Origin of the sequence: Brucella cytisi, from assembly GCF_038433355.1 — a bacterium.
GTDB classification, from domain to species: Bacteria; Pseudomonadota; Alphaproteobacteria; order Rhizobiales; family Rhizobiaceae; genus Brucella; species Brucella cytisi.
Window position 1 is genome coordinate 95,668 of record NZ_JBCAUP010000002.1, and the last position, 19,817, is coordinate 115,484.

Sequence of the window (19,817 nt, forward strand, 5' to 3'; positions counted from 1 at the left end):
CACTCGATTTCGGCTGCGGTTCATGTAGCATAGGCAGCTATGTGCGCAAGGGCCTCGCATCCCTTTCGCGCGAATGTGCCGTCGTTCTTTCAGGGTATTCCGGCGGTTGGGCCAACTTTTGCGGTCAGGCGGGGGCATGACAGGCATCAGGGAAGCGAGCGATGCAAACGAACGGGCGCTTGTGAAAAGCATGCCCGACGGCTTCGTGAGCGCTTTGTTGCCAGAGGTCTGGCCTCCAAACGATGTCGAGATTCCGGTAAATCCACTGCCGGTCAAGCCTCCCGCGCCGAGCTTGCGTGAACGACTTCTGTCTATACCGTCGATCACAGGTCGACAGTTCAATGCTGCGGTCGAAACTGAAGCGGGACGCGGTGTATTTTTTCTTCTGCTGCCGGTTTTTGCCGGTGTTGGCGCAATCATCTATTTCTCACTCTCATTCGAACCGGCATGGATACCGCTTTTATCCATGCTCTGTATAGCCACTATCTTGCGAATTGCGACGCGCAAGCAATTCGCCGCTGCGCAAGGCGTGACATTGGCAATCGCTCTGCTGGCGGGGTTTGTGGTCGGCAAATGGGAAACGGAACGTCGTGCCACGCCGATGCTGGGCTCTGACGTGGCAACACGTGTAACGGTCGGGTTGTCGCTCTTGAATATCAGGACAATGGCAGCTGGCGGATAACACTTGATGTGCTCCAGACAGAGCGTCCAAAACTCCGTTTTCCACCGAAACGCATTCGTGTCAATGCGCGGGACATACCGGCATCAACGAGCATTGGCAGCGGACTGGCAGGTTTCGTGCGATTGCGTATTCCGTCGGGTCCGGTTCGCCCGGGTAACTACGATTTCTCGTTTCATGCCTATTTCAATGGTATCGGTGCCAATGGCTTCTTTCTCGGAACACCCAAAGTGGCGACAGCACCTGAGCCAGATGAAGTCACAGCGGAAATCTCCCAGTGGATCGCCATGTTGCGCGTGCGGGTGTCTGAACGAATCGAGGAAGTGATCGGTGGCGAGGACGGCAGTGTTGCTTCGGCGCTTGTGGCAGGCACGCGTGCAGGGATCAGCGAGCGGACCAATGAAGACCTGCGCAAGGCGGGGCTCGCACATATTCTGTCGATCTCGGGCTTGCATATGGCGCTTGCCGCTGGCGTTGTCATGCTGACGTTGCGATCCGTCTTCGCGCTATTTGCGGCTTTCAGTGTGCGGCATCCGGTGAAGAAATATGCGGCCTTTCTCTCCCTGTTGAGTTGTACCTTCTATCTTGCCATGTCAGGTGCGGATGTCGCAGCACAACGAAGCTATGTGATGATTGCAGTCATGCTCGGAGCTTTGCTGGTAGACCGAGCGGCCATCAGTATGCGCAATCTGGCGATTGCGGCCATCGCTATGATTGCAATTTCGCCGCATGAGATACTGGGACCGAGTTTTCAAATGTCTTTTTCGGCTACGGCTGCGTTGATTGCCGGTTATGCCTGGTGGAGCGAGCGCAACGCGATCAGGCAGGCTGGCACGGAAAAACGTGGGAAGACCGCCTATAGCTTCGCTGGAAAAATCCTGAAGCCGATCACAGCGGCGGCGGCTACTTCGCTCATTGCCGGACTGGCGAGCGGGATTTTTGCAGCTTATCACTTCAACAATACAGCGCCGTTCGGCTTGGTAGGAAATGTCCGCTGAGCCTGTAATAGCTCTTCTCGTGATGCCGTTTGCCGTCTTTGGTCTTGTGCTGATGCCATTGCAACTGGACTGGGTGCCTTTGCAGATAATGGGCTGGGGTATTTTTGCAGTCAGGCACATTGCTGCCTTTGTTGCAAAGTGGTCACCAGATGGCAATCCTGGGGCCATGCCCGCACTCACTATCGTTCTCTGGGCCATTGCGCTCGTTCTGGTTGTTGTTCTGTCGACCAGATTGAAGGCGTTGGCGCTGCCCTTCATCGTTCTGGGGTTTGCTGCTTTCGTCAGAGAGCCTTTTCCTGACATCGTGATCTCGGAAGATGCCAAACTGGTGGGTGTTCGGCTCGCAGACGGGAAGTTCGCAGTCAATCGAAGCCGACAGTCACAGTTCACAATCGACAATTGGAAAACCACTTATCTGGTGGAAGAGTTCATCGCGCCGCCATCCGGCATAAACAAAAAGCGAACTGATGGGGACGGGTTCGAATGCGAAGATGGACTTTGCACGATCAGTCTGTGTGATGGTCGTACACTAGCCTACACCGCAGATGTCGCGATGCTGGAAATAGCCTGCAATATCGGCGATGTGGTTATTCTCGCCGTTTCCGGCAAAGATCTGGCGTGCGAACGTTCCACTATCCTGAGTATCAGCAAGCAGGAACTGGCACTAAAGGGAGCAGTCGAGATCAGGCTCGGAGAAAGGCCAGATCAAAACCGATCTTTCAAAGCTGTATCGGGCGACATCTACGAAGTCGCAAAGCCCGGGATGAGCCAGCAAACATCTAAATGGCAGCCGGAGGACCGAATTACCTATGCAATTGATGCGCCAAGTCGCCCCTGGCATTTGCACCGCATCCATTCGCGTCCAGCACGTGGCTTGTCCGAGCGCGAGTACAAGCCAAAATCCCACTCCGCTCAAAATGCTGGAGTTTGTTCATCAGGTGTTAGCGATGAACCAACGCGCTGCAACTAAATAAAGAGCGGTTCCACGTTTCTGTTCTTAACTGGAGCCGCTCCATTGTTTGAACTCGGAGCTTATCTCCAAAACCGGCTACACTACGATCTAGTAGCGGCGGATCAAGCCCACAAGCTTGCCCTGTACACGAACGCGGTCCGGGCCAAATATTCTGGTTTCGTATGCCGGATTTGCGGCTTCCAAAGCGATGGATGCACCCTTGCGGCGAAAGCGCTTCAAAGTCGCTTCCTCGTCATCGACAAGTGCCACCACGATTTCGCCGGGGTTTGCTGAATCACCGCGTTTAATGATGACGGTATCACCGTCGAAAATGCCGGCGTCGATCATTGAATCACCTCTGACCTCAAGCGCGTAATGCTCGCCCGCACCGATCATTTCGGGCGGAAGGCTGAGGGAGTGTGTCTGATTCTGGATTGCTGAAATCGGTACACCCGCAGCAATTCGCCCCATGACCGGTACGGACACAGTTCCAGACGTGTCGTCATTGGTAGCCACGGGGGCGGGGCGTGCCGGTGGCGGAGGCGTTTTGCCCAGGCTGCCTTCGATAACGCTGGGAGCGAACTTCTTTTGTGTATTGAGGCCCGGAGCGATGGAATCCGGCAGACGTAACACCTCAAGCGCACGCGCCCTGTTCGGCAGACGGCGAATAAATCCACGCTCCTCAAGGGCGGTGATCAGACGATGGATACCCGATTTTGAAGCCAGATCGAGCGCTTCCTTCATTTCATCGAAAGACGGGGGAATGCCCGTTTCTTTTAGACGTTCATGAATGAACAGCAGAAGCTCGTGCTGTTTACGGGTTAACATGCGCGACACCCTCCCGGCCAAGAATCGAGAAAAACAAAACCAGAACGAACACTATATGTTCCAGTCTTGTTCTGCAATGGTTTTAAAACCATTAACGCTCAGGGTGAGATTGAACGGAATATTTCAGGGCAAGACCATCACGGGCAAGGCGTGTCAGATGCTGCTTCGAATAACATATATTTTATGATGATTTAGATCTGTTTTCTCAAGCTTTAGTGACACTGAGAATTGCGCTCGATCTACAGCATGAGAACGCGACAATCATCGCCAACAGTGGCAGCAGGAGCGTTTTCATCCCTGATGAGAAGCGCTTTTGAACCGACGAGAGCTGAAAGCATGGACGAATCTTGGACCGGAAATGGCTTGGCTGTCAGCGTTCCATCAGGGTTTGATTCGATTGTGGCCCGGATATAATCGCGGCGGTGGTCATTCGCAGGCAGGTCAGTGCCCAGCTTTGCAGGTCGGATATCGGCATCGAGGTTCATTCCGGCAAGCTTGGCGACGAGCGGACGGAGAAAAACGAGGCTGCAGACGAGGCTCGAGACGGGATTACCCGGCAGGCCGATGACATGCACGATCTTGCCGTTCACTTCGATGCGCCCATACATCAGGGGCTTGCCGGGCCGCATGGCGATCTTCCAGAAGTCGAGATTGACGCCCTGTTTCTGCAGTGCTCCATGCACAAAATCCCGGTCACCGACGGAAGCGCCACCGATCGTCACCAGAATGTCGATGCCGCTTTGCAGGCTGTCTGCTATTGCCCGTTCGATTTTGGCAGGATCATCCGGAATGATCCCTTTATCATGTGGCGCCCCGCCGGCTCGTCTTACTATCTCGGCGATTCCAACGCTGTTCGATGCAACGATCTGGTCTTTTCCGGGTGTTTCCCCCGGTGGAACCAGTTCATCGCCGGTCGCAATGATTGCTATTTGGGGCTTTTGAAACACGTCGATTTTCGCATTGCCGCTGGCCGCTGCCAGCGACAGGGCCGCAGCATCCAGCGCCCGCCCGCTCGGAATAACGATGTTATCGGGTGAAAAATCGAGGCCTGCGCGGCGTATATGTCGTCCCGGTTCTATGCCTTCGTGAACGGTTAGCCGGTTACCCGAGCGCTCAGTGTGTTCCTGAATGACGATCGTATCCGTGCCTTTGGGCAGTGGCGCGCCGGTGAAAATCCGGACCGCCTGACCAATTCCCGGTTCACCTTCGAAACGATTTCCCGCAGCCGACTCGCCGATGATGTCGAACTCGACGGGATAAGAGATGTTGTCTGGCGCGATCAGGGCGTAACCGTCCATGGCCGATCCGTCGAACGGCGGCTGCAGAAAATGTGCCAAAACAGGTGTTGCAACCACGCGCCCACCTGCATCTGACAAGGCGACCTGCTCTTTGCCGTGCGGTTCTGCGGATTTCAGGATGCGGGCCAGTGCTTCATCGACCGGGAGAAGGGACATGGCGTTTCCTCTCGAACTGAATTGTTGACCCGTCTAGACCACAGAATCTGTCCAGATGAGTTGATCCAGAGCAAAGTCTAGCGGTTTATGCTGTCCAGTCACCTGATTTACCGCCGCTCTTTTCGGTAACGCGGATGCCGCCGATCTCCATATGTTTGTCGACGGCTTTGGCCATGTCATAGATCGTAAGACATGTGACAGAAACGGCGGTGAGGGCTTCCATTTCCACGCCGGTGCGCCCCTTGAGCTTGGCCAGCGCACGAACGCGAAAACCGGGCAATGTCTGATCCGGCTCGATTTCGACAGCTACTTTGGTCAGCATCAGTGGATGGCAGAGGGGAATCAGATCGGCGGTCCTTTTAGCCGCCATGATGCCAGCCAGACGCGCGGCGCCAATGACGTCACCCTTAGCAGCGTTGCCTTCCAGAATGAGCGACAGCGTTTCCGGCTTCATTCTGACCGAGCCTTCGGCCACAGCCTGTCGTTCAGTCTCGTCCTTGGCACCAACATCCACCATATTGGCAGCGCCGGTCTGGTCAATATGGGTGAGTTTGGACATCATCAGTCAAGCCTTGCCAGACAGCAGTTCACGGGTAGCTGCTGCAACATCGGCCTGCCGCATGAGGCTCTCTCCGATGAGGAATGTCCCGATTCCAGACTTTTTCAGACGCAGGCAATCTTCGTGTGTGAATATGCCGCTTTCACCGACCAGAACGCGATCGGCTGGCGCCATCTTCGACAGCCGTTCCGAAACGGCCAGATCGACCTCAAATGTACGCAAATTGCGATTGTTGACGCCGAGCAGACGCGATGAAAGCTTTAGTGCGCGTTCCATCTCGGCTTCGTCATGCACTTCGATGAGTGCATCCATGCCAAGCTCGAACGCGGTTTCTTCCAACGCCGTTGCAAGATCATCGTCGACGCTTGCAAGAATGATCAGAATGCAATCTGCACCCCAACTACGGGCTTCGTGTACCTGATAGGTATCGAACAGAAAATCCTTGCGCAGTGCCGGGAGACTGCAAGCGTTGCGAGCTGCCGTCAGAAATTCCGGCGCTCCCTGAAAGGAAGGTGTGTCAGTCAGCACTGAAAGACATGCAGCGCCACCAGCTTCATAGGCTTTTGCAAGTGCAGGCGGATCGAAATCAGCACGGATCAAGCCCTTCGATGGGCTTGCCTTCTTGATTTCAGCAATCAGCGCGAATTCACCGGCGGCGCGTTTTGCCTCCAGCGCTTTGAGAAAACCACGCGGCGCTTCCTGATCCTGTGCGTGTGCCTTCAAATCAGCGACGGTGCGCTCGGCTTTTGCAGCAGCGATTTCTTCGCGCTTGTAAGCCTCGATTTTGCGCAGAATGTCGGTGGACATGACTTGATCCTTTCCGTCAGGCGGCCTTGTCATTCGAAACAGCAATCACTTTCTGCAAAACATCAAGTGCTGCACCGCTGTCGATAGATTGCGCCGCGAGTGCGATGCCCTCTTTGAGATCTTTCGCCTTGCCAGCTATCACAAGTGCCGCGCCTGAATTGAGCAGGACAATATCTCGATAGGCATTTTTCTCGCCTTCAAGCACGCCCAGCAGAGCCTTGGCATTTACCGAAGCCTCGCCACCTTTCAGTTCGGCCGGATCGCAACGACGCAATCCAACTTCTTCCGGCGTGATTTCAAAGGTGCGGATTTGACCGTTTTCGAGGGCGGCAACTTGTGTCGTTCCCGCAGTAGTCATCTCGTCGAGGCCGTCACCGTAGACAACCCAGGCCGCTTCGGAACCCAGTTCCTTGAGCACTTCAGCCAGCGGCACAAGCCATTGTGGTGCGAATACCCCCACAAGCTGACGCTTGACACTAGCCGGATTGGAGAGAGGGCCAAGCAGATTGAAGATGGTGCGGGTGCCGAGTTCTACGCGGGAGGGGCCGACATGGCGCATGGCGGAATGGTGCATCGGTGCAAACATGAAGCCGAGGCCAGCTTCTGTGATGCTGCGACCGATGATGCTCGCGTCGGCCTCGATATTGATGCCGAGCGCGGCGAGTGCATCGGCTGCACCAGAGCGGGAGGAGAGGGCGCGGTTGCCATGTTTTGCTACAGGAACGCCAGCTCCAGCAACAACAAACGCCGAGCAGCTGGAGACATTGTATGAACCCGACTGATCGCCACCAGTGCCAACAATATCGATGGCATTGTTGGGAGCGGAAACTCCCAGCATACGCGAGCGCATGGAAGCAACGGCACCGGCGATTTCCGGTACTGTTTCACCGCGCACGCGCAACGCCATCAACAGTCCGCCGATCTGCGACGGCGTTGCCTGTCCTGACATCATGATATCGAAGGCGGCTCTGGAATCCTCAAACGAAAGCGGCTCGCCTGATGCAGCTTTCGCGATATAGGGTTTTAGATCAGCCATTTTGGATGCCCACCGTCCTTAAAACGCCAGAGCGTTGTTGATGACGGTCTGGTTTATCTGAACAGGATACTGCTTCTGCAATTCGCCGACGAGCTGTTCGAGAACATCATCCGAGAGCGATGTCGCCAGATATTTTTGCTGCTGTTCCGGAATAGCTTCCGGGCCAGCTCCGGCAGGTTCTGTCACTTCAACAACCTTGAACAGAATCTGAGCATCGTCCGAAGGTGCAGCAGCGCCACCAGTGAAACCATTTGCTCCCCGGAAAATCTGCGCCGCTGCTGCGGTTCCGATATCGGCATCGTTGGTCGTGCGGACAATACCACGCTTGGTCTGCTTTTCGACGCCCAGCTCTGCAGCGATTGCGTCGAGTGTCGCGCCGCCGTCGAGACGCTTCTTCAAATCGTCTATGTGCTGGTTGAGGCGCTTGACTGCTTCTTCGCCCTTCCACGCCGCTGCAACCTTGTCCTTGATTTCGTCGAGCGTACGGTCGCGTGCCGGAGTTATACCGTCAACCTGATACCAGAGATAGCCGATATTGCCCATGGTCAGGGCGTCGTTGTCAAAACCCTGGTCGGCCTGGAAGGCAGCGGAAAGCAGCGCTTCGGAGTTTGGCAGCTGCACAGGATTACCAGAAGGATCGTTGCCCTCGGCGTCGACGGCTTCGACGGTGACGGACTTGAGGCTTAGCTTCTTTGCCACATCAGCCATAGATGCGCCGTCGGAACGGTCCTGCTCATAAGAGTCATGAATGCCGCTGATGCTGCTTGCTGCGATATTGTTGGCAAGCGTGGTGCGAATTTCGCCTTCAACTTCGGCTTGTGGCTTCACATGAGCCGGTTCGATCTGCGTCACGCGCAGGATAACCGGACCAAAGCCACCCTTCACCACCGGGCTCATGCCATTCTCTGCCAGTGCAAAAGCTGCATCGGCAACGGCCTGATCAGGAATGGCGGATTTCTCAAACGTGCCAAGCTTCAGGTCGTCTTCTGTTTTGCCCTGTTCCTTGCCGATATCGATGAAGCTTGTTCCAGCGGCAATTTTCTGCTGGGCAGCTTCAGCTGCGGCGTCATCGGCAAAGCTCAACTGCTCAATAGTACGCTTTTCGATCGTGCTGAAGCGGTCCTTGTTCTTTTCGTAATATTCGTTGATTTCGTCCTGCGTGACGGCAGACGGATCTGCAATATCAGTCGGCTCCAGCTTCACATAGGTTATTTTCCGGTACTCCGGTGCCTTGTAATCATCCTTGTGCGCGTCAAAATAGGTCTTGAGCGCATCTTCGGACGGGGCAGGGACAGCATCGGCCTTTTCAGCCTGAATGGTCACATAGTCAACGCTGCGGGTTTCACCTTGATATAGAGCCAGCGCCTTCAACGCTGTATTCGGAAGCTTGATGCCGTCCGTTGCAGCTTCCACGATCTGCTGGCGGCGAGCCACTTTCGCGCGGTTGTCGAGATAATCCTGAGCACGAATGCCAGATTGACGAAGCACTGCATCGAACTGTGCACGATTGAAGTTGCCGCTTGCGTCATGGAAAGCCGGATCTTCACCGGTCAGTCGAGCAATTCCGTCCTTGGAAAGGCCGAGCTGCATGTTGCGCGCACCTTCATCCAGAACCACACCGGCTGCGAGCTGGGCGAGTACCTGATTTTCGACACCGAGCGTTTTTGCCTGTTCGCGCGTCAGACGCTGGCGAAACTGTTGGGACAAACGCATCATCTGCTGTTCATAGGCGAAACGATAATCAGTGGCGCTTACTTCGGAACCGCCAGCCGTCAAAGCGGCATTGCCTGACAGGCCGCCGCGAAAGACATCGGAGATGCCCCAGATCGCAAAGCTCAGTACAAGCAGGCCAAGCAAAAGTTTGGCGACCCAGGATTGAGCGGCAGAACGCAGGCTGTCGAGCATTGGAAACCCTTCAAGTATAAATCTAAGCTCGGCTTTCATAGATAGAGCCAGTCAGGGGATAACCTCAAGCCAGCCCTATATGCAAGGTCTCATTGCATGTAGGCACTCAAGAACATTTGCATTGCGGCACGAATACGCTTAGTCAGTGGCAAATTTTGGCGCTGGTCCGCTTTCAAGAGGTGACCGCGTCTACTGTTTTGAACAGGCGAGGAGAATGAAATGACTCCGGGAATCCGTCCGCTGGTTGCTGGCAACTGGAAGATGAATGGCAAGGGAGAGTCCCTGACCGAATTGCGTGCGATTGCTGCCGGCCTGAGCTCCGATCTCGGCCGCAAGCTTGATGCCGTCATTTGTGTACCTGCGACGCTTCTTTCCCGCGCGGCGGAAACGCTCGAAGGCGAGACTGTTGGTCTCGGCGGTCAGGATGCTCACCATAAAGTGTCTGGCGCGCATACAGGCGATGTCTCTGCAGAAATGCTTAAGGAGGCGGGCGCCACGCATGTCATAATCGGTCATTCCGAACGCCGGACCGACCATCATGAAAGCAATGACACTGTTCGTGCCAAGACCGAGGCCGCATGGGCTGCCGGACTGATTGCAATCGTTTGCGTCGGCGAAACTGCCGATGAGCGCAAGGCGGAGCGTACTCTGGATGTAATCGGCAAGCAGCTTGCTGGCTCTTTGCCGGATGGCGTCAATGCCGAGAATACGATCATTGCTTACGAACCGGTTTGGGCAATCGGCACAGGGTTGACGCCGACAGTGCAGGACGTGCGTGCCGCTCATGCTTTCATGCGTGAGCAGCTAATTGAACGTTTCGGCACGAAAGGCGCACATCTTCGGCTGCTCTACGGCGGTTCGGTCAAGCCTTCAAACGCATTGGAATTGCTCGGCGTCGCGGATGTTGATGGTGCGCTTGTTGGCGGTGCGAGCTTGAAGGCGAACGATTTTCTCGCCATATGCGAAACCTATCGTAATTTGTAACCGGCACATCACGTCTGTCTATCTTGGTCTCGGGGCTTGGATTATCGGACAATAGCGTGTAAAGAGCCGCTCTAGTTTTAGGGATATAAAGACCGTAACCCATGCAGACCGTAATCATTGTCATTCATTTGTTGATCGTGCTGGCGCTTGTCGGCGTTGTGCTTATCCAGCGTTCGGAAGGCGGTGGCCTTGGCATTGGCGGTGGTTCGGGGTTCATGACGGCTCGCGGCGCAGCCAACGCGCTGACCCGCACGACAGCCATTCTCGCGATCGGTTTCTTCGCGACCTCGCTTATTCTCGGCATCATGGCACGCTACGGCGAAAAGCCGACCGACATTCTCAACCGTATCCCGGCGGCAACCGGCAGTCAGTCAGCTCCGGCAGGCGGCAATGGCGGCGGTATCCTCAATCAGCTGGGTGGCGAGTCTTCGCGTCCTGACGCCAATCAGACTGCACCTGCAGCTCCAGGTGCTACAGCACCGGCAACACAGCCCGACGCTACCCAGCCGCAGGCTCCGGTTGTTCCGGAAACCCCGGCCAACCCGGTTCCTAGCTCGCAGTAAAAGGCCGAGCAAAGTGAACAGAATGCGAAACCGGCCCTTGTGGCCGGTTTTCTTTTTGTTAATCATGAGACTGCAAAGTGTTGCAGCTAGGCAATACGCTGCCGCGAATCGCATTGCAGAACGATGGCAACGAATTGAGAACCGGATCGCTTTGCAGTAAGGAAAGCGAAAGTCTGGTCGCAATTAATGCGGCAGACATTTTTCCCTTGTGCTTGAATTTTCGGGAACCGAACATGTTTTCACGCCGTATTTTGATGGCAGGTATTGCAACTCTCTGCATCGGAGCGACCGCTCCTGCATTTGCAACTTCGCCGGTAAGCGCTGAAGCGCAGCTCAATGAAGCTGTTGCGTCTGTTCAGCAAGTTGCTCTCTCAAGCGATGCCAAGGCCAATCCTGAAAAGCCGAAGAAGAAAAAGGCTTCCAAGAGCGGCAATGCAGTTAAGGCCAACAAGTACAACATCGATCCGAAGTTCCGGGCGCAGGAAGTGGCTTTTACCGGCTATAAGCCTGGTACCATCGTGATCGACCCGAAGCAGCGTTTCCTTTACCTTGTTGAAACGTCGACGACTGCTCGCCGTTATGGCATCGCTGTCGGCAAGCAGGGATTGGAATTCAAGGGCACTGGAACAATCAATGCGAAGCGGGAGTGGCCGCGCTGGATTCCGACCAAGGAAATGATCGAGCGTGATCCGGCTCACTATGGTCGTTTCAAGAACGGTATGGATGGTGGTCCAGGCAATCCACTTGGTTCGCGCGCTCTGTACTTGTTTCAGGGCAACAAGGACACCTACATCCGCATTCATGGCACGGTACAGCCATGGACTATCGGTAGCTCGGCTTCCAACGGCTGCTTCCGCATGATCAATGAGGATGTGATGGATCTTTATGAGCGCGTCGGTCTGGGTACCGAAGTAGTTGTTCTCTGATCTGTAAATGACTATGTGAATGTGGCCGGGCTTATGGGCTCGGCCTTTTCTTTTGTGCCAATGGCTATTCTGGTAGGTGGAAGCTGTGGATTTCGAGCTTCGACATGGCTTTATGTGAATAGGGGCGCTAGAGAGTACAGACGTATTCGCTCCGGGGTTTCTGGCTCCGGTTTTTCTTTGTGCAACGACGATTACCGCCTGGCTTCGGTGAAAAAACACTGCCGGGGTGCATTTTTTTGTGGCGGAATCAATCAAGAAAGTCTAACGAGATAAGCCCATGGCGCGATATGTATTCATCACTGGCGGCGTGGTTTCTTCCCTTGGAAAAGGCATAGCTGCCGCAGCACTGGCTGCACTCCTTCAGGCACGTGGTTACCGCGTGCGTATCCGTAAACTCGACCCTTATCTGAATGTCGATCCCGGCACGATGTCGCCTTACCAGCATGGTGAGGTGTTCGTCACTGACGATGGTGCCGAAACCGACCTTGATCTGGGCCATTACGAGCGGTTCACCGGTCGTCCTGCCAACCAGCAGGACAACATCACGACCGGCCGCATCTATCGGAACATCATCGAAAAGGAACGCCGCGGCGATTATCTCGGTGCGACGGTTCAGGTCATTCCGCATGTGACCGACGAGATCAAGAACTTCGTCCTTGAAGGCAACGAAGACTATGATTTCGTTCTTTGCGAAATCGGCGGCACGGTTGGCGACATCGAAGCCATGCCGTTCCTCGAAGCGATCCGTCAGCTTGGCAATGAACTGCCGCGCGGAACGGCAGTTTATATCCATCTGACCTTGATGCCGTATATTCCGGCAGCTGGTGAACTGAAGACCAAGCCGACCCAGCATTCGGTCAAGGAGCTGCGCTCTATCGGTATTGCTCCAGATATCCTTCTGGTCCGCGCCGATCGTGAGATTCCGGAATCAGAACGTCGCAAGCTGTCGTTGTTCTGTAATGTCCGCGAAAGCGCGGTCATTCAGGCGCTCGACGTAGCAACGATCTACGATGTGCCGATTGCCTACCATAAGGAAGGCCTTGATTCGGAAGTTCTGTCGGCATTCGGTATCGATCCGGCTCCGAAGCCCCGTATGGACCGCTGGGAAGAGGTCTCCAACCGCCTCCACAATCCGGAAGGCGAAGTGACCATCGCCATCGTCGGCAAATATACCGGCCTTAAAGATGCCTATAAGTCGCTGATCGAAGCGCTCTATCATGGTGGTCTTGCCAACAAGGTAAAAGTCAATCTCGACTGGATCGAGGCTGAAGTCTTCGAAAGCGAAGATCCGGCCCCATATCTGGAAAAGGTTCATGGCATTCTGGTGCCGGGCGGTTTCGGCGAACGTGGCGCGGAAGGCAAGATTCTTGCAGCGAAGTTCGCTCGCGAACGCAAGGTTCCTTACTTCGGTATCTGCTTTGGCATGCAAATGGCTTGCATTGAAGCAGCACGTAATCTCGTTGGTATCGAAAACGCATCTTCTACCGAGTTCGGTCCGACTAAGGAGCCGGTTGTCGGTCTCATGACCGAGTGGCTGAAGGGCAATATGCTCGAGAAGCGCGCTTCGGCTGGTGATCTTGGCGGTACAATGCGCCTTGGTGCATATGAAGCAGCGTTGAAGTCGGGCTCAAAGATTGCGGAAATCTACGGATCGACCGATATTTCCGAGCGCCATCGTCATCGCTATGAAGTCAATATCGACTACAAGGAACGTCTGGAATCTGCCGGACTGAACTTTGCAGGCATGTCACCGGATGGTGTTCTGCCGGAAACAGTCGAATATCCTGACCACCCTTGGTTCATCGGCGTTCAGTACCACCCTGAACTGAAGTCCCGACCGTTCGAACCGCATCCGCTGTTTGCTTCCTTCATCGAAGCGGCAATCGAGCAGAGCCGTCTGGTCTAAAACTCTAACGCGCCTTTCGGGGCGCGTTTTCATTTCCGCTTTCAGGCCGTGGTCTTGTTTTCGACCCACCTTTACGCCAGATAAGGTGCCTGCAAGGCATTCAATATCGAGGTTCACGTCATGGCGACTGCCAATTCATCCGTAAAAATCGGAAACGTTACTTTTTCAAACAGTGCGCCGTTTGCCCTGATAGCGGGCCCGTGCCAGATGGAAACGCGTGAACACGCTTTCGATATGGCAGGCCGCCTCAAGGAGATGACCGATAAACTCGGCATTGGCCTCGTCTACAAGTCCAGCTTCGACAAGGCCAATCGCACATCCTTGAAGGCTGAACGTGGAATCGGCCTCGAAAAGGCAATGGAAGTTTTTGCGGATCTCAAGAAGGAGTTCGGCTTTCCGGTGCTGACGGATATCCACACTGAAGAGCAGTGCGCCGCAGTTGCTCCTGTGGTCGATGTCCTGCAAATTCCGGCATTTCTCTGCCGCCAGACCGATCTGCTGATTGCTGCCGCAAAGACGGGACGTGTCGTGAATGTCAAGAAGGGCCAGTTTCTGGCGCCGTGGGACATGAAGAATGTTCTGTCCAAGATTACGGAAAGTGGTAATCCGAATGTGCTGGCGACCGAACGCGGTGTTTCGTTTGGCTATAATACGCTCGTTTCCGATATGCGTTCCTTGCCGATCATGGCAGGCCTTGGTTCACCGGTTGTGTTCGATGCGACTCACTCAGTACAGCAGCCGGGCGGGCAAGGTGGTTCGTCGGGTGGTCAGCGCGAGTTCGTTGAGACACTGGCACGCGCAGCTGTAGCCGTTGGCGTTGCCGGGCTCTTCATCGAAACGCATCAGGATCCGGACAATGCCCCATCCGATGGTCCGAATATGGTGCCGGTGGATAAAATGCCCGCCCTCCTCGAAAAGCTGATGGCTTTCGATCGTATCGCGAAAGGGCTTTAAACAGTTCTCGGAGAATTTAAAAAAGGCGGGGGATTTTCCTCCGCCTTTTGTTTCGCTAAGCCATTCTCGCCGCTTTTTTTTGCGGTTAGGGCTTAAAAATTGGCCTGGTGCATAATCTTTTCTGAAATGTCTGCAAAGTTTCAGGATTATGCGCTAAGAAATGGCCGCATCGGATTTGTTAAGCGCCTCGCACATCTGGCGGGGCAATCTATAGGGAAGGACTGGTTCCTATGACTGCAATCATCGACATCGTCGGCCGCGAAATCCTCGACAGCCGCGGCAACCCGACCGTCGAAGTGGACGTTGTGCTTGAAGACGGCTCTTTCGGACGTGCTGCGGTTCCGTCTGGCGCGTCGACTGGCGCGCATGAAGCTGTAGAATTGCGTGACGGTGGCAGCCGTTATCTCGGCAAGGGTGTGGAAAAGGCCGTCGAAGCTGTCAATGGCAAGATTTTTGACGCTATTGCGGGCATGGATGCGGAAAGCCAGCTGCTTATCGACCAGACGATGATCGAGCTTGACGGGTCGGCCAACAAGGGCAACATCGGTGCCAACGCAATTCTGGGTGTTTCGCTTGCAGTTGCCAAGGCTGCGGCTCAGGCAACCGGTCTCCCACTTTACCGCTACGTCGGTGGCGCAAACGCCCATGTTCTGCCGGTCCCCATGATGAATATCATCAATGGCGGTGCACATGCTGATAATCCGATTGATTTCCAGGAATTCATGATTCTACCAGTGGGGGCTTCGTCCGTTCGTGAAGCTGTTCGTTATGGCTCGGAAGTTTTCCATACCCTCAAAAAGCGTCTGAAGGATGCCGGTCACAACACCAATGTTGGCGATGAAGGCGGCTTTGCTCCTAATCTGAAGAATGCCCAGGCTGCGCTCGACTTCATTATGGAATCGATCGAAAAGGCCGGTTTCAAGCCGGGTGAAGATATTGCTCTTGGCCTCGACTGTGCTGCGACCGAATTCTTCGAGGATGGTAATTACGTCTATGAAGGCGAACGCAAGACGCGCGATCCAAAGGCTCAGGCCAAGTATCTCGCCAAGCTCGCCAGCGACTATCCTATTGTCACTATCGAAGATGGTATGGCTGAAGATGACTGGGAAGGTTGGAAGTACCTGACCGATCTTATTGGCGACAAGTGCCAGCTCGTTGGTGACGACCTGTTCGTCACCAATTCCGCTCGTCTCCGTGACGGTATTCGTATGGGCGTTGCCAACTCGATTCTCGTCAAGGTCAACCAGATCGGATCGCTGTCTGAAACGCTCGACGCGGTCGAAACGGCTCATAAGGCTGGCTATACTGCCGTCATGTCGCATCGTTCGGGTGAAACCGAGGATTCGACGATTGCGGATCTCGCGGTTGCTACCAACTGTGGTCAGATCAAGACTGGCTCGCTGGCCCGTTCGGACCGTACGGCCAAGTACAATCAGCTTATTCGTATCGAGGAAGAACTTGGCAAGCAGGCCCGCTATGCAGGCCGCAGCGCACTGAAGTTCCTCTGATTTTTCTCTGAGACTGATAAAAGGCGGGCTTCGGTCCGCCTTTTTTCGTTTTCGCCCTATATGACTTCCAATGCTCCGCATTTGACCGAATGCAGTTATATTGATATCAATGTTATTGCATTGGTGTTTGAGCTGATGAGGCAGCGGCTTGGAATTCAGATGATGAAGCCGTGAGGGAGTTAACAACGGGAGAGAGAAAATGGCTTATATCGAAGGATTTGTTGTCGCCGTCCCCAAGGCGAACAAGGAACTCTATCGCAAGCATGCCGCCGAAGCTGCTGTATTATTCAAGGAGTTTGGCGTGACGCGTATGGTCGAAGCATGGGGGGATGATGTGCCGGATGGTAAGGTCACCGATTTTCGACGTGCGGTTAAGGCTGAGGCCGACGAGGAGGTTGTTTTCTCCTGGTTCGAATATCCCGACAAGGCAACCCGTGATGCTGCAAATAGCAAGATGATGAGGGATCCGCGTATGAAGGCGATGGGTGACCAGATGCCATTCGATGGCAAGCGCATGATCATGGGCGGGTTTTCCACAATTGTAGATGTTTGATCCTGTCAAACATTTTATCAATCTGAATGAGCGGCTCGTCTTTATGATGAGCCGCTCTTGATTCCTGAGGGGTTTGAATGTTTGGGCGAGGTTCGCTTCTTCCAGCTGTTACTAAAACTAGTCCCGACCGCTCCTGACATCGGTTCTTGGTAAATCTCTGTTAAGCAAAATAATGCTTGATGGTGGAATTCGGATTGACGCCCTTCGCAGGATTCGTTGTGGCACCGAATATCCGGGAAGGAAGCCGAAATGTGGACCAAGCAGAAACGTAAATCGATCCGTGGGCGTTTTGTATTGCCCATTCTGACGGCTGCATTTCTGAGTTACTTCGGCTTTCACGCCTATCACGGCGAATATGGTCTCTACTCCCGTATCCAGCTGGAAGAGCAGAAAAGCCTTCTGGCCAAGCAGCTCGAACAGGTGACGGCAGATCGCAACGCGCTCGAAAAACGAGTCACGCTTTTGCGCGACGGTTCCATCGAGAAGGATATGCTTGACGAGCAGGCACGCAGAGCGCTTAATCTCTCCCATCCCGATGAAGTGACAATTATCACCTCCAGGGAAGACCGTTCAAATTAACTGAAATCCGGTTAATTGTCTTTTTGTGATATGTTTTTAAGGGCTTGGCGACATAGCAGCTATGCTCTGGGCGCATATTGTATCTTGTGATATGCCCGTATAACGTCACAATAGAACGACAATTTAGGGAGCGAGATATGGCACCGAGGGCTAAAAAGTCGCCTGCTAGCAAAACGCAGGCGTCTTCTGTGACTGCACCCAAGGCACCTGCACCTGTGAACTTCGACAAGAAGCAGGAGCTGGACGCTTATCGCGAAATGCTGTTGATCCGGCGTTTCGAAGAAAAAGCCGGCCAGCTTTATGGCATGGGCTTCATTGGTGGTTTCTGCCACCTTTATATCGGCCAGGAGGCCGTAGTGGTCGGCATGCAGATGGCGCTGAAGGAAGGTGATCAGGTTATCACCGCCTATCGCGATCATGGTCATATGCTTGCAGCGGGCATGAGCGCGCGCGGCGTGATGGCTGAACTGACCGGACGTCGCAGCGGCCTTTCCAAGGGCAAGGGCGGCTCCATGCACATGTTCTCCAAAGAGAAGAACTTCTACGGCGGTCATGGTATCGTCGGTGCGCAGGTTTCGCTCGGCACAGGCCTCGCATTCGCGAATCGCTATCGCGACAACGACAATGTAACGCTGACCTATTTCGGCGATGGCGCTTCCAATCAGGGTCAGGTCTACGAAAGCTTCAACATGGCATCGCTATGGAAGCTGCCGGTAGTGTACATCATCGAGAACAACCGCTACGCCATGGGCACATCGGTTTCGCGCTCGTCCGCAGAAACGGACTTCTCGAAGCGCGGTCTCTCTTTCAATATTCCGGGTATCCAGGTGGATGGCATGGACGTTCGTGCGGTCAAGGCTGCTGCCGATCTGGCCGTGGAGTGGACGCGTTCCGGCAAGGGGCCGATCATTCTCGACATGCAGACCTATCGTTACCGCGGTCACTCCATGTCGGATCCGGCAAAGTATCGCTCGAAGGAAGAAGTGCAGAAGATGCGCTCCGAGCATGATCCGATCGAACAGGTCAAGCAGCGTCTGATCGACAAGGGTTGGGCAACGGAGGAAGAGCTGAAGGAAATCGACAAGGATGTCCGCGACATTGTCGCTGATTCTGCTGATTTCGCTCAAAACGATCCGGAGCCGGATGCATCCGAGCTCTACACGGATATTCTGCTCTAATTCCAGGAAGGTGTTGTCATGCCCGTAGAAATTCTCATGCCCGCACTTTCCCCAACCATGGAAGAGGGCAAGCTCTCCAAATGGCTGAAGAAAGAAGGCGACAAGGTTACGTCCGGCGATGTGATCGCCGAAATTGAAACCGACAAGGCGACGATGGAAGTCGAAGCTGTCGATGAAGGCACGATCGGCAAAATTCTTGTCGATGAAGGCACCGAAGGCGTGAAGGTCAATACGCCGATTGCCGTGCTTCTCGGTGACGGTGAAAGCGCTTCCGATATCGGTTCTGCTCCGGCGGCCAAAGCTGAGACACCATCGAGCGAAGCCAAGGAAGAGCCAAAAGCCGAAGAAAAGAAGGCTGATTCTGTTCCGGCTGCTCCGAAGGCGCCAGCACTCGAAGTCGCGTCCGACCCGGACATTCCGGCTGGCACCGAAATGGTTTCTACGACCGTTCGTGAAGCGCTTCGTGATGCGATGGCCGAAGAAATGCGCCGCGACCCGAGCGTTTTCGTTATGGGTGAAGAAGTTGCCGAATATCAGGGCGCTTACAAGGTAACGCAGGGACTTCTCGACGAATTCGGTTCCAAGCGCGTTGTCGATACCCCGATCACCGAACATGGTTTCGCCGGTGTAGGTGTAGGGGCTGCTTTTGCAGGTCTGCGTCCGATCGTTGAGTTCATGACCTTCAACTTTGCCATGCAGGCAATCGACCAGATCGTGAACTCTGCTGCCAAGACGCTTTATATGTCCGGCGGACAGATGGGCGCTCCGATGGTCTTCCGTGGTCCGTCCGGTGCGGCTGCGCGTGTTGCTGCCCAGCACTCGCAGTGCTATGCGGCCTGGTACAGCCACATTCCGGGTCTCAAGGTCGTCATGCCGTACACGGCAGCCGACGCCAAGGGCTTGCTGAAGGCTGCCATTCGCGATCCGAATCCGGTGATCTTCCTCGAAAACGAAATCCTGTACGGTCATCATTTCGATGTGCCGAAGCTTGACGATTTCGTGCTGCCGATTGGCAAGGCCCGCATTCACAAGCAGGGCAAGGACGCCACCATTGTTTCGTTCGGTATCGGCATGACCTACGCCGTCAAGGCGGCTGAAGAGCTGGCCCAGCAGGGTATCGATGTTGAAATCATCGATCTGCGCACGATCCGCCCGATGGATATTCCGACTGTCGTCGAATCAGTCAAGAAGACTGGCCGACTGGTGACTGTGGAAGAAGGTTTCCCGCAATCGTCCGTTGGTACGGAAATCGCCACCCGCGTCATGCAGCAGGCTTTCGATTATCTCGATGCGCCGATCCTGACCATTGCTGGTAAGGATGTTCCGATGCCTTATGCGGCAAATCTGGAAAAGCTGGCGCTGCCGACTGTCGCCGAAGTGGTCGAAGCGGTGAAAGCCGTTACCTATACCGCGTAACGAAAGGGTCTGGACATGCCGATCAATATCAC

Annotated in this window: 16 protein-coding genes and 1 pseudogene; 11 read left to right on the forward strand and 6 right to left on the reverse strand. The window is 54.7% G+C overall.

Translation table 11 applies throughout. The annotated features are described in order from the left end of the window. The first annotated feature begins 136 nt into the window (after nucleotides 1-136). Nucleotides 137-2,647 (forward strand): annotated as a pseudogene (locus AAE521_RS02710) (ComEC/Rec2 family competence protein). Nucleotides 2,648-2,737: 90 nt separating this feature from the next. On the opposite strand, the gene lexA reads toward AAE521_RS02710, so the two are convergent. The 6 genes from lexA to AAE521_RS02740 all read right to left on the reverse strand — a co-directional run bounded on the left by lexA (nucleotide 2,738) and on the right by AAE521_RS02740 (nucleotide 9,218). Continuing rightward, nucleotides 2,738-3,457 carry a transcriptional repressor LexA gene (gene lexA, locus AAE521_RS02715; protein ID WP_342060411.1) on the reverse strand — a complete coding sequence of 240 codons (720 nt, stop codon included), beginning with the start codon at nucleotides 3,455-3,457 and terminating at the stop codon, nucleotides 2,738-2,740. Between the two features lie 239 nt (nucleotides 3,458-3,696). After that, nucleotides 3,697-4,911, reverse strand: coding sequence for a molybdopterin molybdotransferase MoeA (locus tag AAE521_RS02720; protein ID WP_342060412.1), 1,215 nt, complete (start codon nucleotides 4,909-4,911; stop codon nucleotides 3,697-3,699). Between the two features lie 85 nt (nucleotides 4,912-4,996). Next, nucleotides 4,997-5,473: a cyclic pyranopterin monophosphate synthase MoaC gene (gene moaC / locus AAE521_RS02725; protein ID WP_342060413.1), complete on the reverse strand. Its 477-nt coding sequence runs from the start codon at nucleotides 5,471-5,473 to the stop codon at nucleotides 4,997-4,999. 3 nt (nucleotides 5,474-5,476) lie between these two features. Continuing rightward, nucleotides 5,477-6,277: an indole-3-glycerol phosphate synthase TrpC gene (trpC, locus tag AAE521_RS02730; protein ID WP_342060414.1), complete on the reverse strand. Its 801-nt coding sequence runs from the start codon at nucleotides 6,275-6,277 to the stop codon at nucleotides 5,477-5,479. 16 nt (nucleotides 6,278-6,293) lie between these two features. Next, nucleotides 6,294-7,313: an anthranilate phosphoribosyltransferase gene (gene trpD / locus AAE521_RS02735; protein ID WP_342060415.1), complete on the reverse strand. Its 1,020-nt coding sequence runs from the start codon at nucleotides 7,311-7,313 to the stop codon at nucleotides 6,294-6,296. A gap of 18 nt (nucleotides 7,314-7,331) precedes the next feature. Continuing rightward, a complete protein-coding gene (locus AAE521_RS02740) occupies nucleotides 7,332-9,218 on the reverse strand; it encodes a peptidyl-prolyl cis-trans isomerase (protein WP_342060416.1) in 1,887 nt (628 codons plus the stop codon). Nucleotides 9,219-9,437: 219 nt separating this feature from the next. On the opposite strand from AAE521_RS02740, the gene tpiA reads away from it, so the two are divergent. From tpiA to AAE521_RS02790, 10 genes are all read left to right on the forward strand, one after another. Continuing rightward, nucleotides 9,438-10,202, forward strand: coding sequence for a triose-phosphate isomerase (gene tpiA, locus AAE521_RS02745; protein WP_342060417.1), 765 nt, complete (start codon nucleotides 9,438-9,440; stop codon nucleotides 10,200-10,202). Nucleotides 10,203-10,303: 101 nt separating this feature from the next. Next, nucleotides 10,304-10,765: a preprotein translocase subunit SecG gene (secG, locus tag AAE521_RS02750; protein ID WP_010659999.1), complete on the forward strand. Its 462-nt coding sequence runs from the start codon at nucleotides 10,304-10,306 to the stop codon at nucleotides 10,763-10,765. A 233-nt stretch (nucleotides 10,766-10,998) separates the two neighbouring features. Next, complete coding sequence (locus AAE521_RS02755; RefSeq protein ID WP_071630229.1) at nucleotides 10,999-11,691, forward strand: L,D-transpeptidase; 693 nt, start codon at nucleotides 10,999-11,001, stop codon at nucleotides 11,689-11,691. 277 nt (nucleotides 11,692-11,968) lie between these two features. Continuing rightward, entirely contained in the window at nucleotides 11,969-13,597 is a 1,629-nt protein-coding gene (locus tag AAE521_RS02760) for a CTP synthase (protein ID WP_010660001.1), read from the forward strand. Nucleotides 13,598-13,717: 120 nt separating this feature from the next. Beyond that, nucleotides 13,718-14,551: a 3-deoxy-8-phosphooctulonate synthase gene (gene kdsA / locus AAE521_RS02765; RefSeq protein WP_010660002.1), complete on the forward strand. Its 834-nt coding sequence runs from the start codon at nucleotides 13,718-13,720 to the stop codon at nucleotides 14,549-14,551. Between the two features lie 230 nt (nucleotides 14,552-14,781). Beyond that, a complete protein-coding gene (gene eno / locus AAE521_RS02770; RefSeq protein ID WP_071630148.1) occupies nucleotides 14,782-16,059 on the forward strand; it encodes a phosphopyruvate hydratase in 1,278 nt (425 codons plus the stop codon). Between the two features lie 199 nt (nucleotides 16,060-16,258). Next, on the forward strand, nucleotides 16,259-16,612 hold the full coding sequence (locus tag AAE521_RS02775; RefSeq protein WP_071630149.1) for a DUF1428 domain-containing protein: 354 nt from the start codon (nucleotides 16,259-16,261) through the stop codon (nucleotides 16,610-16,612). Nucleotides 16,613-16,861: 249 nt separating this feature from the next. After that, nucleotides 16,862-17,191, forward strand: a complete 330-nt coding sequence (locus AAE521_RS02780; RefSeq protein WP_010660005.1) for an FtsB family cell division protein — start codon at nucleotides 16,862-16,864, stop codon at nucleotides 17,189-17,191. A gap of 137 nt (nucleotides 17,192-17,328) precedes the next feature. Next, a complete protein-coding gene (pdhA, locus tag AAE521_RS02785) occupies nucleotides 17,329-18,369 on the forward strand; it encodes a pyruvate dehydrogenase (acetyl-transferring) E1 component subunit alpha (RefSeq protein WP_012091970.1) in 1,041 nt (346 codons plus the stop codon). An 18-nt stretch (nucleotides 18,370-18,387) separates the two neighbouring features. Next, a complete protein-coding gene (locus AAE521_RS02790) occupies nucleotides 18,388-19,785 on the forward strand; it encodes a pyruvate dehydrogenase complex E1 component subunit beta (protein ID WP_071630150.1) in 1,398 nt (465 codons plus the stop codon). The last annotated feature ends 32 nt before the right edge of the window (nucleotides 19,786-19,817 follow it).